This is a genomic window from Rhodoferax antarcticus ANT.BR (assembly GCF_001938565.1).
GTDB lineage: Bacteria > Pseudomonadota > Gammaproteobacteria > Burkholderiales > Burkholderiaceae_C > Rhodoferax > Rhodoferax antarcticus.
Genome location: NZ_MSYM01000016.1, coordinates 38,374 through 52,514, shown reverse-complemented (window position 1 = coordinate 52,514; position 14,141 = coordinate 38,374). Strand labels below are relative to the sequence as shown.

17 protein-coding genes are annotated in these 14,141 nt (G+C 57.9%); 3 read left to right on the top strand and 14 right to left on the bottom strand.

The window, feature by feature from the left end:
• Nucleotides 1-27: 27 nt before the first annotated feature.
• From BLL52_RS14400 to BLL52_RS14355, 9 genes are all read right to left on the bottom strand, one after another.
• Entirely contained in the window at nucleotides 28-519 is a 492-nt protein-coding gene (locus BLL52_RS14400; protein ID WP_075587375.1) for a molybdenum cofactor biosynthesis protein MoaE, read from the bottom strand.
• Between the two features lie 331 nt (nucleotides 520-850).
• Nucleotides 851-1,102, bottom strand: a complete 252-nt coding sequence (locus BLL52_RS14390) for a MoaD/ThiS family protein (RefSeq protein ID WP_075587373.1) — start codon at nucleotides 1,100-1,102, stop codon at nucleotides 851-853.
• Nucleotides 1,099-2,343: a molybdopterin molybdotransferase MoeA gene (locus tag BLL52_RS14385; RefSeq protein WP_083633993.1), complete on the bottom strand. Its 1,245-nt coding sequence runs from the start codon at nucleotides 2,341-2,343 to the stop codon at nucleotides 1,099-1,101. Before BLL52_RS14385 ends, BLL52_RS14390 begins: the two co-directional genes overlap by 4 nt.
• Before the next feature lie 95 nt (nucleotides 2,344-2,438).
• Nucleotides 2,439-2,972, bottom strand: a complete 534-nt coding sequence (gene mobB, locus BLL52_RS14380) for a molybdopterin-guanine dinucleotide biosynthesis protein B (protein WP_075587372.1) — start codon at nucleotides 2,970-2,972, stop codon at nucleotides 2,439-2,441.
• Between the two features lie 61 nt (nucleotides 2,973-3,033).
• Nucleotides 3,034-4,548: a threonine synthase gene (locus BLL52_RS14375; RefSeq protein ID WP_075587371.1), complete on the bottom strand. Its 1,515-nt coding sequence runs from the start codon at nucleotides 4,546-4,548 to the stop codon at nucleotides 3,034-3,036.
• A 61-nt stretch (nucleotides 4,549-4,609) separates the two neighbouring features.
• Nucleotides 4,610-4,819, bottom strand: a complete 210-nt coding sequence (locus tag BLL52_RS14370) for a hypothetical protein (protein WP_075587370.1) — start codon at nucleotides 4,817-4,819, stop codon at nucleotides 4,610-4,612.
• Nucleotides 4,816-5,061, bottom strand: coding sequence for an AbrB/MazE/SpoVT family DNA-binding domain-containing protein (locus tag BLL52_RS14365; protein WP_075587369.1), 246 nt, complete (start codon nucleotides 5,059-5,061; stop codon nucleotides 4,816-4,818). Before BLL52_RS14365 ends, BLL52_RS14370 begins: the two co-directional genes overlap by 4 nt.
• Before the next feature lie 80 nt (nucleotides 5,062-5,141).
• The gene (locus BLL52_RS14360) at nucleotides 5,142-6,488 is read right to left on the bottom strand and encodes a homoserine dehydrogenase (RefSeq protein ID WP_075587368.1); all 1,347 of its coding nucleotides are present in this window, start codon (nucleotides 6,486-6,488) and stop codon (nucleotides 5,142-5,144) included.
• Between the two features lie 80 nt (nucleotides 6,489-6,568).
• Nucleotides 6,569-7,795, bottom strand: a complete 1,227-nt coding sequence (locus BLL52_RS14355; protein WP_075587367.1) for a pyridoxal phosphate-dependent aminotransferase — start codon at nucleotides 7,793-7,795, stop codon at nucleotides 6,569-6,571.
• Nucleotides 7,796-7,926: 131 nt separating this feature from the next.
• Here BLL52_RS14355 and BLL52_RS14350 point away from each other — a divergent pair, with 131 nt between their 5' ends.
• The 3 genes from BLL52_RS14350 to BLL52_RS14340 all read left to right on the top strand — a co-directional run bounded on the left by BLL52_RS14350 (nucleotide 7,927) and on the right by BLL52_RS14340 (nucleotide 10,773).
• On the top strand, nucleotides 7,927-8,295 hold the full coding sequence (locus BLL52_RS14350) for an Mth938-like domain-containing protein (RefSeq protein WP_075587366.1): 369 nt from the start codon (nucleotides 7,927-7,929) through the stop codon (nucleotides 8,293-8,295).
• A gap of 101 nt (nucleotides 8,296-8,396) precedes the next feature.
• Nucleotides 8,397-8,882 carry a peroxiredoxin gene (locus BLL52_RS14345; RefSeq protein WP_075587365.1) on the top strand — a complete coding sequence of 162 codons (486 nt, stop codon included), beginning with the start codon at nucleotides 8,397-8,399 and terminating at the stop codon, nucleotides 8,880-8,882.
• 181 nt (nucleotides 8,883-9,063) lie between these two features.
• On the top strand, nucleotides 9,064-10,773 hold the full coding sequence (locus BLL52_RS14340) for a PhoH family protein (RefSeq protein WP_075587364.1): 1,710 nt from the start codon (nucleotides 9,064-9,066) through the stop codon (nucleotides 10,771-10,773).
• 210 nt (nucleotides 10,774-10,983) lie between these two features.
• Here BLL52_RS14340 and dnaB read toward each other — a convergent pair whose 3' ends face one another.
• The 5 genes from dnaB to rpsF form a co-directional block, all read right to left on the bottom strand.
• Nucleotides 10,984-12,393 carry a replicative DNA helicase gene (gene dnaB / locus BLL52_RS14335; protein ID WP_075587466.1) on the bottom strand — a complete coding sequence of 470 codons (1,410 nt, stop codon included), beginning with the start codon at nucleotides 12,391-12,393 and terminating at the stop codon, nucleotides 10,984-10,986.
• 177 nt (nucleotides 12,394-12,570) lie between these two features.
• The gene (rplI, locus tag BLL52_RS14330) at nucleotides 12,571-13,023 is read right to left on the bottom strand and encodes a 50S ribosomal protein L9 (protein WP_075587363.1); all 453 of its coding nucleotides are present in this window, start codon (nucleotides 13,021-13,023) and stop codon (nucleotides 12,571-12,573) included.
• An 11-nt stretch (nucleotides 13,024-13,034) separates the two neighbouring features.
• Nucleotides 13,035-13,319, bottom strand: coding sequence for a 30S ribosomal protein S18 (gene rpsR, locus BLL52_RS14325; RefSeq protein WP_075587362.1), 285 nt, complete (start codon nucleotides 13,317-13,319; stop codon nucleotides 13,035-13,037).
• 29 nt (nucleotides 13,320-13,348) lie between these two features.
• Nucleotides 13,349-13,645, bottom strand: coding sequence for a primosomal replication protein N (gene priB, locus BLL52_RS14320; protein ID WP_075587361.1), 297 nt, complete (start codon nucleotides 13,643-13,645; stop codon nucleotides 13,349-13,351).
• Between the two features lie 22 nt (nucleotides 13,646-13,667).
• Nucleotides 13,668-14,033 carry a 30S ribosomal protein S6 gene (rpsF, locus tag BLL52_RS14315; protein WP_011464485.1) on the bottom strand — a complete coding sequence of 122 codons (366 nt, stop codon included), beginning with the start codon at nucleotides 14,031-14,033 and terminating at the stop codon, nucleotides 13,668-13,670.
• Between the last annotated feature and the right edge of the window lie 108 nt (nucleotides 14,034-14,141).

Sequence of the window (14,141 nt, the reverse complement as noted above, 5' to 3'; positions counted from 1 at the left end):
AGGCGGTGCTTGCGCCCCCGTACTGCATTAGCCGTTGCGGGCGGTGATGCCCCACTTGGCTAGCGCGGTGTCGTCACTCACACGGGCATCCACCCAGCGTGCGCCCTCAGAAGTTTGCTCTTTTTTCCAAAAAGGCGCTTGGGTTTTGAGGTAGTCCATCAAGAACTCGCAGGCTTGGAAACTCGCGCCCCGGTGCGCCGAGGTCACCGCCACCATGACGATCTGGTCCAGCGGCTGCAACAGGCCGACACGGTGAATGACGCGTGCGCCCAAAATGTCAAAGCGCTGGTGAGCGGCGTCAATCATGGCCTCGATGGCTTTTTCGGTCATACCGGGGTAGTGCTCCAGCTCCATACTGCGAATGCTGCCCGCGTCGGCCAGGCCAGACTCAGCCAGAGCGCGGTCCCGGACGGTGCCGACAAAACTGCACACCGCACCGACTCGTCCATCCTGCGCACGCAGGGTTGCGATTTCGGTGGCGAGATCGAAATCGTGGGTTTGAATGCTGACGCGTGGCATTGTGCTAGTCACCGTGACTGGGCGGTCACATTCCATGGTTCGCCTGCACAACCTGGATGTGCGGCCTTGTGGGGTATGGACCCGTGCGTTGCTGCACTGTGGGCGGGAACTTATGGGCTGCGGACACGTGTAGGGCGCAATGTTGGAGTGCGGGCTGGTGGGATGTGCGCTGGTGTGTGGCGGCCACGGGGTCTTGGTTTTGAACGCTGGCCACCAACCACCTTAAAGCTTCAAACCCAAAAGCCTCAGACTTCACAGACTCAAACCTCACAGCCTCGCACATCTCATCATCAGTCAGCCATCGATCTGCAGCCAGAAAGGTCATACGACATCACCCCCCGGTCACAGGCGGGAAAAAAGCCACCTCAGCACCGTCAGTCAAGGCAACAGACTCGTTAACCATCACCTGATTAAGCGCCAAACGCACCAACTTGCCGCGCGCCAGACCATCGGCGTGGTCAGCGCTCAACGCAATCAACTCATCACGCAACACCGAAAGCGTCGTGGCCTGGGTTTCCAGAGCCTCGCAGGGCACACCAATCGCCTCACGAATCGACGCAAAGTATTTCACCGTGACCTTCATGACAACACCTCGGCAAACGGGATGAAACGCACCACGTCACCCGACTTGATGGTCTGCCCTGCCGGGTTATCCACCAGACCATCGCCCCAAACCACCGAGGTCAGCACGCCAGAACCCTGGTTGGGAAACAGCTCCAAAGCGCCTGTGGCATTGCGGCGAACACGCAAGAATTCACGACGTTTATCTGCTCTAGTCCTTGTAAAGTTTGCCTGAGCAGCTATGGATTGATGAGCAAATGTGTGACCACCCTGCAACTTCAGCAGAAACGGCCGTACCAGCAGCAAAAAAGTTACAAAGCTCGACACCGGGTTGCCCGGCAGGCCGATGAAGTGCGCACCAGCTTCTGAGGTATCACCCCCGGCTAGCGCGCTGCCCTGCCCCACCCAACCATAGGCAAACGGCTTGCCCGGCTTCATGGCGACCTGCCACAAATCCAGATGACCCAACGCCTGCACGGCGGATTTGATGTGGTCTTCTTCGCCCACTGACACACCGCCGCTGGTCAAAATCAGGTCGTGGTTTTGAGAAGCGGCTCGCAGGGCTGCGATGGTGGCGGCGCAGTTGTCAGGCACGATACCCAGATCCGTCACCTCACAACCCAGCCGCTTGAGCAGGGTTTGCAGAAAAAACCGGTTCGAGTTGTAGATGGCACCGGGCGGCATGTCCTGCGGGGCCACGTCGCCGGGCATCACCAGTTCGTCACCGGTGGAGAACAAGGCTACCCGAGGGCGCCGCACCACGCTCAAGACATGCATGCCAATACTGGCCGCTAGCCCAAGTGAGGCAGGCGTTAGCCGCTCTCCTTTTGAAAGGATTACCGCACCTTTTGTCACATCTTCGCCGCTCAATCGGATGTTTTGACCCAGTTGGACTGGAGCGTCGACCCGCACCGCACCATCGTCCTGCACGGTGCAGTTTTCCTGCATCACTACCGCGTCAGCATCTGGCGCAATGGACGCGCCGGTAAAGATGCGTGCCAACGTCATGGCTTTCAGCGACTGCCCGCTACTGCCTGCCGCAAGGCGCTGCGACACCGGCAAAGCCACGCCAGCGACCAGGTCGGCACAGCGCACAGCGTAGCCGTCCACGGCGCTGTTGTCTTGCGGCGGCACCTGCAGGGCTGAGACCACATCCTGCGCCAGCACCCTGCCATCGGCATCCAAGACGCAGACCTGCTCATGGTCTGGCAAGCTGACAACATGCGCCAGCAACTCGGCCAGCGCGTCGTCCAATGGCTTCAGGGGTGAGTGGGCAGGGGCGGGTTTGGGATGGGCAGCAGCCGCAGGCTGAATGGCGTCAACAGATACAGGGCCGGTTTGTACTCCAGGAATAGCGTTCACAGATAAAGCTCCGGCTTGTATTCAAGGCGTATGGTTTGCGACAGCAGCCAGTCAGCCACCGCCTGGGGGTTGTTCAGATCCAGTACCTGCAGACCGGTCAGCGTCGGCAGGCTAGACGGGGAATCGGTGGCAATGGCAGCCACAAAATGATCGTCCGGGTACATAACGCCTTTGCCGCTTGCTGCGCGCCAGATCTCAATTTTGGGCAAATCGGCGTCGCGAAAACCTTCCACCAGCACCCAGTCGACACCGTCATAGAGCTCGGCAATGAGTTGGTGCACAGTGAGTTCGCAGGGCTGCTCAAACTCGCGCAGCAACGCTAGACGCTGTTGCGACGCCACCACCACCTCAAACGCACCCGCCTCGCGGTGGCGAAAAGTGTCCTTGCCCGGCGTGTCCATATCAAAACCATCGCGCGCGTGCTTGACCACCGACACGCGCAGTCCAATCGCGCGCAGCAAAGGGATCAGACGCTCAACCAACGTGGTTTTCCCTGCACCTGAATAGCCAGCAATTCCTATGACTTGCATGCTCAATAGCTCTTGATTAAATAGCTACTACCGCATATAAATAAAGGGCTAGAGCATGATTTCATGCACAATTCTTGGTAATAAATTCTTTGATGGCTGCAACGTCAGCCGTCATCTTCGTGACGCGCTTTGGCAGCGCCTCAATGCCTTCAAACTTGGGCGGCCGGTCAGGTTCAATGCCAGTGGCCTCGACAATGGTTTGCGCAAACTTGATAGGTAGCGCGGTTTCAAGCACGATCATCGGCACACCGGCTTGCAGGTGCTCACGGGCTACCTTGACGCCGTCGGCGGTGTGCGGGTCGATCATCATCGCGTGGCGCTCGAACGTGTCTTTGATGGTGGCCAGGCGGTTCGCGTGGGTGCTGGTGCCGCTCACAAAGCCATAGCGCATGCGGCAATCGTTAAAGGCCGGGTGCTGGCTCAGGTCAAACTGGCCATCACGCGCCAGCGCGTCGCCAAACAGCGCCTTGACCCGTGCGCCATCGCGGCCCAGAAGGTCAAAAATGAAGCGCTCGAAGTTACTGGCTTTTGAGATGTCCATCGACGGGCTGGAGGTTTCGTGCGTGTCGGCACTGGCGCGCACCCGGTACACCCCGGTTTTGAAAAACTCGTCGAGCACATCGTTTTCGTTGGTGGCGGCCACCAGCTTGGCAACGGGTAAGCCCATCATGCGCGCCACATGGCCGGCGCAGATGTTGCCAAAGTTGCCGCTGGGCACGGCGAAGCTGACCTTTTGAGTATTGGATAAACCGCTGTCAGGCCGACCTGGGTCGGTTTTTTCCCGCTCGGGGGGCAGCGAACCACGCGCAGCAAGGAGCGTGGGGGCGTCAAGTTCTGTGGCTTGAAAGTAACCGGCAAAGTAGTAAACGACCTGCGCCAGCAGCCGCGCCCAGTTGATCGAATTGACGGTGCCAATCTTGTAGCGGCGTTTGAACGCCAGGTCGTTGCTGACAGCCTTGACCATGTCCTGGCAGTCGTCAAACACGCCATCAACGGCAATGTTGAAGATGTTGTCGTCCATCAGGCTGAACATTTGCGCCTGCTGGAACGGGCTCATGCGCCCGGCCGGGCTGGTCATGAAGACGCGCACGCCCTGTTTGCCACGCATGGCGTATTCGGCGGCGCTGCCGGTGTCACCACTGGTGGCACCCAGAATGTTGAGCTCTTCGCCACGGCGTGCGAGCTCATACTCGAACAAGTTGCCCAGCAGTTGCATCGCCATGTCTTTGAAGGCCAGCGTCGGGCCATTGGACAAGGCCTCAATCCACAGGCCATCTTCCAGGTGGCGCAGCGGCACAATTTCGCCGGTACCAAACACCTCGGCGGTGTAGGTCTTGGCGCACAGGGTGCGCAGGTGATCGGGCGCAATGTCGTCGATGTACAGCGACAAAATCTCGAAGGCCAGTTCGGCGTAGCCCTGCTGGTGGTAAACGTCGCGCCAACGGGCGAGCGTGGCGGCATCAACCTGCGGGTAATGCTCCGGCAGGTACAGGCCACCATCGGGCGCCAGGCCTTCGAGGAGGATGTCACAGAATTTCTTGGGGCTGTGGTCGCCGCGGGTGGAGATGTAGTTCATCGTGGTGATAACACTGGTACGTGAGGAAAGTAGGTCAGCATGCGCTTGGCATCGCGGGTCATCAAGGTGTGACCTGCGACTTGGGCATGCGCGCCAATGAAAAAATCCGGCAATGTCGCAGCCCGCGACCCGCCCGCCGCACGGTAGGTACACGGTGCGCGGCACTGGCCGCATGGGCAGCGGCCGCCGGGATATGCAAATACGTGATTCCAAACCACTCAGGCGTGCGCTCAATCAAGTCAATCAGCACACTGGAATCCACCAAAATCATGGGTTCCAGCCCTCGCCGCGGGTCTCGTTCAAAATTTCTTCAGTCCTCATGCCTGACACGCCAGTGCCAATCCATTTCAAAAACGGATTTTCTTGAGGCACCGCCGGCTTGACCGCAAACATCAGCTCCTGCCCATTGGGCTGCGCGACAAATTCAATTTCTTGCCCTTTCACCACGCCCATGTGCTCACGCATGGCTTTCGGGATGGTGACTTGACCCTTGACAGTGACAGCATGCCCCATGGATATCTCCCGATAAAAGTAATACTTTTATTGTGTTACCTGACCATAGAAATACAAGCCAGCCCCGAAAAGGGCCTGGCTCAAGCCAACTCTTCCTTGCGAATCCGGGTAATCGGCTCCAGCACGCTGGGTAGCGCCTGCATCAGCGCGATGGCGGCGTTCATGCGGGCCTCCATGCAGTCGTGCGTGAGGATAATCAGGTCGGTCTGGGTGCTGCCCTCGCCGCCCACTTCATCGGCTTCGCGCTGCAGCATCGCGTCGATGCTGATGCCCGCCTCAGCCAGAATGCCGGTGACCTTGGCCAGCACGCCGGTCTCGTCGGCCACGCGCAGACGCAAGTAATAGCTGGTGACGACTTCGCTCATCGGCAGCATTGGAAGTTTACTCATGGCATTGGGCTGGAACGCCAGATGTGGCACGCGGTGGGCAGCATCTGCGGTGTGCAGCCGGGTGATGTCGACCAAGTCGGCAATTACCGCGCTGGCGGTGGGCTCAGAGCCCGCGCCCTTGCCGTAATACAGCGTGGTGCCGACGGCATCGCCTTGAACCACCACGGCGTTCATGGCACCTTCCACATTGGCAATCAGGCGTTTGGCGGGAATCAGGCAAGGGTGCACGCGCAGTTCGATACCGTCGGTTTGGCGTTTGGTCGCGTCGCCCTGGCGACGCTTCGTTATCCCTAGCAGCTTGATGCGGTAGCCCAGTTGCTCGGCGTATTTGATGTCGGCGGCGCCCAGCTTGGTGATGCCTTCGATGTAAGCCTTGTCAAACTGCACCGGCACGCCAAAGGCAATCGCGCTCATCAGCGTGACCTTGTGCGCGGCGTCCACGCCTTCAATGTCAAAGGTTGGGTCCGCTTCGGCGTAGCCCAGGCGTTGCGCTTCTTTCAGCACCACGGCAAAGTCCAGACCCTTGTCGCGCATCTCGGACAGAATGAAATTGGTGGTGCCATTGATGATGCCGGCAATCCACTGAATGCGGTTGGCGGTGAGTCCTTCGCGCAGCGCCTTGATGATCGGAATGCCACCAGCCACCGCCGCTTCAAACGCCACCATCACGCCCTTGGCAGACGCGGCTGCAAAAATCTCGGTGCCGTGCACCGCCAGCAGCGCTTTGTTGGCCGTCACCACATGTTTACCAGCAGCAATAGCTTCAAGCACCAGGGTTTTGGCAATGCCGTAGCCGCCGATCAGCTCGATGACGATGTCAATATCGGGGTTGGCAATCACCGCGCGGGCATCGCTGACCACGGTCACGCCAGGGCCAACGAGCGCCTGGGCGCGCGCCACATTGAGGTCAGCCACCATGGTGATGTCAATGCCGCGACCGGCACGACGCTTGATTTCTTCCTGGTTGCGCTGCAGTACATTGAAAGTGCCCGAGCCCACCACACCGATGCCCAGCAGGCCAACTTGAATAGGTTTCATACAGATCGTCAAAGTTATAGGTTAAATTGGCCTCTAGCCCTTATGAAATAAGCGCAAGTAGCTCTCAAAAACAGAGTGAATCAGTTGCTGTGCCGCTTGCGGTAGCCTTCCAGAAACTTGGCGATGCGGCCAATGGCTTCACGCAAATCATCCTCATGCGGCAAAAACACAATGCGGAAGTGGTCGGGCTGCGGCCAGTTGAAGCCGGTGCCCTGCACCAGCATCACCCGGGTTTCGCGCAGCAGTTCCAGAAAAAACTGGCGGTCATCCAAGATCGGGTACAGCGTCGGGTCGAGTTTGGGAAACATGTACAGCGCGGCCTGCGGCTTGACACAGCTCACCCCCGGAATGGCGGTGATCAGCTCGTACGCCAGATCACGCTGGCGGCGCAGACGCCCGCCTTCACACACCAGGTCGTTGATGCTCTGGTAGCCGCCGAGCGCGGTCTGGATCGCCCACTGGCCAGGCACGTTGGAGCACAGCTTCATGTTCGAGAGCATGTTCAGGCCCTCGATGTAATCGGTGGCGGGCCGCTTGTCGCCTGACACCACCAGCCAACCCGCGCGGTAGCCGCAGGAACGGTAACTCTTGGACAGCGAGTTGAAGGTCAGCGTCAACACGTCGGTGGACAGAGAAGCCAGCGCGGTGTGCTTGACACCGTCATACAGCACCTTGTCATACACCTCGTCGGCCAGAATTACCAGGCCAAACTCGCGCGCGATGGTTATCACCCCGCGCAGCAGTTCGTCGGAGTACATCACGCCGGTCGGATTGTTGGGGTTGATGACGACGATGCCGCGGGTAGCAGACGTGATCTTGGCGCGAATGTCAGCCAGATCAGGCATCCAGCCGTTGGCCTCATCACACAGGTAATGCACTGGCGTGCCACCCGACAGGCTAGTGGCTGCCGTCCACAACGGGTAGTCAGGCATGGGCAGCAGCAACTCGTCGCCGTTGTCCAGCAGCGCGTTGGTGGCCATGGTGATGAGTTCGCTGGCGCCGTTGCCCAGGTAAATGTCGTCCAGCGTCACGCCCACAATGCCCTGACGCTGGGTTTCATGCATGACCGCCTTGCGCGCCGCAAAAATGCCTTTGCTATCCGAGTAACCGGCCGAGTTAGGCAGGTTGCGAATCATGTCCTGCTGAATCTCCTCTGGCGCATCAAAGCCAAACACCGCCAGGTTGCCTAAGTTGAGCTTGATGATCTTCTGGCCTTCATCTTCCATCTGGCGCGCCGCATCCATGATCGGACCACGGATGTCGTAAAGCACATTGGCCAGTTTGGCTGATTTGCGAATGGTTTTCAAAGTCCCTCCGGGAGCGGCTGTGCGCCAGCGAAACCTATAATTTGACCACAAGTCCCAAGCCCTGAACCATGCGGCTTGCGGCCTTTTGGCTCCACATCGCCACTGGCCGCTCAAAACCCTCTAGGCACTCCATGAAAATACACCCCGATTCGATCAGCGTCCAATCGATCAAGGGCTACGGCCCCGGCTGGGTGCAGGTAGCTGATCAAAAAATCACCCACAGCGTCATCATCGGCTCACGCGGCGAGCGTCTGGACTGGCAATGCCAGCGCTTTGAAGACCTGACCCGCGCACATTTCGATCAACTCGCCCAACTCAAAACCGAGTTGGTCATCTTCGGCAGCGGGGAGCGGCTGCGCTTTGTCAACCCGGCATTGACCCAGGCGTTGATTGGTCAGCAAATCGGTATGGAGACCATGGACACTCCGGCAGCTTGTCGCACCTACAACATCTTGGCTTCAGAAGGCCGCAGTGTGGTGGTGGCATTGCTTATGAGTTAAAATCCAACCCTGGTAGTCGAGGGCGCAGCGCTGCTAAAAAAAAAGGATAGCGCTCACGACTTGAATGGCCGACGCATCCTGTCACACGAGACCGAAGAACCATGGCGATTGTTGTCAACAAACCTATTCCCGAATTTGAATCCAACGCCACTGGCGGAATCCGGGTCACCAACACCTCTCACCTTGGCCACGTTGTCGTTCTGTATTTTTATCCAAAAGACAACACACCGGGTTGTACCACCGAAGCCATGCAGTTTCGCGACCGTTACAACGATTTCGTCGAAGCCGGCGCCACCGTGTTTGGCGTGTCACGCGACAACATGAAGTCGCACGACGATTTCAAGCAAAAATTGGAACTCCCATTTGAGCTGATCGCCGATACCGAAGAAAAAATGTGCCATATGTTTGGCGTGGTCAAAAACAAGATCATGTACGGCAAAAAGGTCAAGGGTATCGAACGCAGCACCTTTTTGATTGGCGCTGATGGTTGCCTGAAGGATGAGTGGCGCGGGCTGAAGGTCCCTGGCCACGTCGATGACGTGCTGGAAGCCGTCAATTTGCTCAAAAAATCAGCCGTGACGGCTTGATCCAAACCCGCTATCCGACCCCCCGCCTGCCAAAGATGACCTTGAAGCCTGACCAAAGGGCTCATGCATAATCATTTGCATGTTGTTGACTCATTTGACCGTTACGTCCCAAACAGCCGCCCTGGTGACATGGCGGCTGTTTCGTTTGTAAAAACACCGCCACCTCACTTCGAGAGTTTTCATGCCCTTGCCAACTGCCCCCAACAAACGCGCCGCCCTGCTGTCCCAGCAGGCGTATGAAACTCCTGCCAAGCCACGCCCGCGGTCAAAGTCGGCCAGCAACGCGCTGGCCCCCGCTCCGGCAACACCTCAGATCGCTACCCCACCTGCTATCGCACCTGTTGTGACAACTCAGGTCGCTTTACCCACTGCGCCTGTTCGCTCAACGGCACCAAGGTCAGTCAAGCCAGTCACCTCCCTAGAAGCACCGGTCGAAGCGGCAGCGGTGCGTCCAACCAGCGCAGCCAAGGTACCTGGGCGCGTCAAGGCCCGGCGCTCGACAGGCCCCAAGCGCCTGTTTGTGCTCGATACCAATGTGCTGCTGCATGATCCCACCTGCTTGTTCCGATTTGAAGAACACGACATCTTTTTGCCAATGATCGTGTTGGAAGAACTCGACGCCCATAAAAAAGGCATGACCGAGGTGGCCCGCAACGGGCGTCAGACCAGCCGCTCTCTGGACGCGCTGGCTGAACACCAGGGGGGTGATATCACCTCTGGCCTGCCGCTCGACGCGACCGGGCACACCGAAGCGCGCGGACGCCTGTTCTTTCAAACCCAACTACTGCACTACGACCTGCCGCTGAGCCTGCCCCAGGGCAAGGCCGACAACCAGATCTTGGGCGTTGTGGAAGCGCTGCGCCAGCAACATGCCCCGCGTGAAGTCGTGCTGGTTTCCAAAGACATCAATATGCGCGTCAAGGCGCGCGCTCTGGGCCTGTTAACTGACGACTACCAGAATGACAAAACCCTGGACGATGGTGACCTGCTGTACTCTGGCAGCTATGCCCTGCCCGCTGATTTCTGGACCACCCACGGTAAATCCGTCGAGAGTTGGCAGCAGGGTGCGCACACGTTTTACCGTATCAGCGGCCCGGTGGTGCCGCAACTTTTTGTCAACCAGTTTGTTTATTTTGAAGCGCCGGGCGAGCCTAGCCTTTACGCCAAAGTGACCGAAATCCGTGGCAAAGTGGCCGTGTTCAAAACCCTGCGCGACTTCACCCACTTGAAAAATGCGGTGTGGGGCATCACCACCCGCAACCGCGAACAAAATTTCGCCATGAACCTGCTGATGGACCCGGAGGTGGACTTTGTCACACTGACCGGCACCGCAGGCACCGGTAAAACACTGATGGCGCTGGCTTCCGGCCTGACGCAAGTGCTCGATGAGCGTCGCTACACCGAAATCATCGTCACCCGTGCCACTGTCAGCGTGGGTGAAGACATCGGCTTTCTGCCGGGCACCGAAGAAGAAAAAATGGGCCCGTGGATGGGCGCGATGGACGACAACCTGGAAGTACTGGGCAAAACCGATACTGCAGCCGGCGAATGGGGGCGCGCCGCCACCAATGAGTTGATCCGCAGCCGCATCAAGGTCAAGAGCATGAACTTCATGCGCGGGCGCACCTTCCTGAACAAATACGTGGTCATTGATGAGGCACAAAACCTGACACCCAAACAGATGAAAACGTTGATCACGCGCGCTGGCCCCGGCACCAAGATCGTTTGCATGGGCAATATCGCGCAGATCGACACGCCCTACCTGACCGAAGGCTCCTCGGGCCTAACCTATGCGGTGGACAAATTCAAGGGCTGGGCGCACGGAGGCCACATCACGCTGGCTCGCGGTGAACGCTCAAGACTGGCCGATTTCGCCAGCGAAGTACTTTAATTTTTATAGCTACTAGCGCTTATTCTATAAGGGCTAGAGGCATTTTTATCAACATCTGACAATCGGTTGGGGACAGAGCAAGCTCACTCGCTGCGCTCCTGTAGCCTTGGTCTGTCCCACAATGCGGACTATCCAACATCTGACAATCGGTTGGGGACAGAGCAAGCTCACTCGCTGCGCTCCTGTAGCCTTGGTCTGTCCCACAATGCCTCAGAAATCCCCACTGGTGCCAGAGGCCATGGATTCAAACTTGGTGATCTTGTTGATGAACGTCAGCTTGACCACGCCAGTGGGGCCATTACGCTGCTTGGCAATGATCACCTCGGCCACGCCCGGTTCCTTGCAGGCGTCTTTGGTGTAGTACTCGTCGCGGTAGATGAACATGATGATGTCGGCATCCTGCTCGATAGCCCCGGATTCACGCAAGTCACTCATCATCGGGCGTTTGTCGGGGCGCTGCTCTACGCTACGGTTCAGCTGCGACAGGGCAATCACCGGGCATTTGAGTTCCTTGGCCAGCATTTTCAAACCCCGGGAAATTTCACCAAGTTCGGTGGCGCGGTTTTCGCCATCGCTGCCGTTGGAGCCACTCATCAGCTGCAAATAGTCCACCACGATCAGGCCGAGCTGCCCGCATTGCCGCGACAAACGTCGCGCATTGGCGCGCAGCTCGCTGGATGTCAAGCCTGCGGTTTCATCAATATGCAGTGAGATAGTGCGCAGCTTTTCAATGGCTTCTGTCAGACGTGGCCATTCGTCGTCGGTGAGTTTACCGGTACGCAAGTGGCCCTGATCGATGCGCCCAATGGAGCCCACGATACGCACCGCCAGCTGCGCCGCGCCCATTTCCATGGAAAACACTGCCACCGGCAAGCCTTCGTTGAGCGCCACATGCTCGGCAATGTTGATGGCCAGCGCCGTTTTACCCATCGACGGCCGTGCTGCCAGCACCACCAGATCACCGCCTTGCAGCCCCGCGGTCATGCGGTCAAGGTCATAAAAGCCGGTCGGCACGCCCGTGACATCATTCGGGTTGTCGGCCATCTCCTGCACCCGGTCGAGCAGGTCAACCACCAGCGTGTCCATGGTCTGAAAACCCTGCTTGGTACGCGCACCCTCCTCGCCGATGTTGAAGATTTTCTGCTCGGCCTCATCCAGAATCGACGCCACCGGCCGCCCCTTGGGGTTGAAGGCGTTGGCCGAAATCTCCTCGCTGGTTGACACCAGCTTGCGCAGGATCGAGCGGTCGCGCACGATTTCCGCATAGCGGCGGATGTTGCCTGCGCTGGGCACATACTGCGCCAAGGCGTTCAGATAGGTCAGCCCACCCACCTCTTCGGCTTTGCCGGAGCTTTGCAACTGCTCATACACGGTGATCACGTCTGCCGGCTTGGAGGCGTTGATCAACACACTCATGGCGGAGAACACCGCGCGGTGCTCGTAGCGGTAAAAGTCATTCTCGCCAAGCACATCGCTCACCCGGTCCCACGCGGCATTGTCGAGCAACAGGCCACCCAAAACGCTGGATTCGGCCTCAATCGAGTGCGGAGGGATGCGCAACTGCGCCACCTGTCGGTCAGGGACCAGGTCGTCGTGAAAAGCAGAAAGTACAGCAGACATGAGTGATTCCTTGGAGCCTTGCATGCTAAGGCGTGCTGACCCGGGTGTCGAGTGAGAAGCTGGGGGCCAACCCTGTACAAGCTGTGCACAAGCTGTGCAAAGTCGGAAACTCAGGGGCACCAATGCAAAAGCCGCCAAGGCTTGCACCCCGGCGGCTTGTTCGGAAAAGTCTAAGACTTAAGCGGTTTCGCCGTAAACCGACACGGTGATGTCCACCACCACGTCAGTGTGCAGGGCAACACCTACCGTGCTGTCACCGACCAGCTTGATGTGGCCGTTAGGCATGCGAATTTGCGCCTTGGACACGGCAAAGCCAGCCTTGGTCAGCTCTTCAGCGATGTCTGCATTGGTAACAGAACCGAACAACCGGCCATCCACACCAGCTTTTTGGGTCAGCTTGCAGGTGGTGCCAGCGAGCTTTTCGCCTTGTGCCTGGGATTCAGCCAGCTTCGCAGCAGCGGCTTTTTCCAGATCCGCGCGGCGCACTTCGAATTCCTTTTTGGCAGATTCTGTGGCGCGGCGCGCGCGGCCGGTTGGAATCAGAAAGTTGCGTGCGTAACCGTCTTTGACTTTGACGATTTCGCCGAGATTACCAAGGTTAACCACCTTGTCGAGAAGAATGATTTGCATGGTGGAAGTCCTTAGATCTTGTGCTGGTCGGTGTACGGCAGCATGGCCAAAAAGCGGGCGCGTTTGATGGCTGTGTTGAGCTGACGCTGGAAAATCGCACGGGTGCCAGTCAAGCGCGCAGGGATGATCTTGCCGTTTTCGGCGATGAAATCGCGCAAGGTGTCGATGTCTTTGTAATCAATCTCTTCCACGCCGGTCACGGTGAAGCGGCAAAAGCGCTTGCGCTTGAACAGCAGGTTTTGAGCGGGGCGCTTCGGGCGCTTGTCTTTGTTATTGAAACGTTTTGGTCCGGCCATGATGGACTCCTTAAAAATTTAAAAATGCGTTACTGTTGAGCAAATTCTTGAATGTGAAACACAACGTGCTTTGCACCACGGGGTGTCGCCACAAAACCCTTGAAATTCCAGTTGCTACCGATATCTTGGCGGGCGAGTTGCTCTGCCACTGCACCAAAAGCCACCGATTTCATGAGCGCCTTGACGGTTCTTGACTGACCTGCTTCCTGTGTCTCGGACTCGTGTTCAAGACGGCAGTTGATGGCAGGAATTCCAGACGGCGTATATCTCAAAGATTCAATTTCGAGAAGGCTCGCGGTCAGATTCAGTTGATTGTCAAGACGCACTGCAGGCTGGATGTCAGAGGCTTCAAGCCTGGTATTCAGCTTGCTGAGTCTTGCGGGCGTCTTCACGCTCGACAGTTTTCATCATGGAAGACGGGCCGGTGTCAGCCTTTTTCTTCAACACGGTGAGGTGGCGCAGCACGGCATCATTGAACTTGAACGCATGTTCCAATTCAGCCATCACCGCTTGATCAGCTTCGATGTTGACGCACAGGTAATGGGCCTTGGCCAGCTTGTTGATCATATAGACCAACTGGCGACGACCCCAGTCTTCAACACGGTGCACTTTGCCACCACCAGCGGTGATCATGCCCTTGTAGCGTTCCAGCATGGCAGGAACTTGTTCGCTCTGATCCGGATGGATCATGAGGATGATTTCATAATGACGCATTGAGACTCCTTGTGGAAGTACCTCTATTGAGGCGAAAAACCACCCCCAGCGTCTTATTGGGGTGTGGCAAGGTAAGCCGATGATTATAGCTTTTTGAGCGCAGGCGCT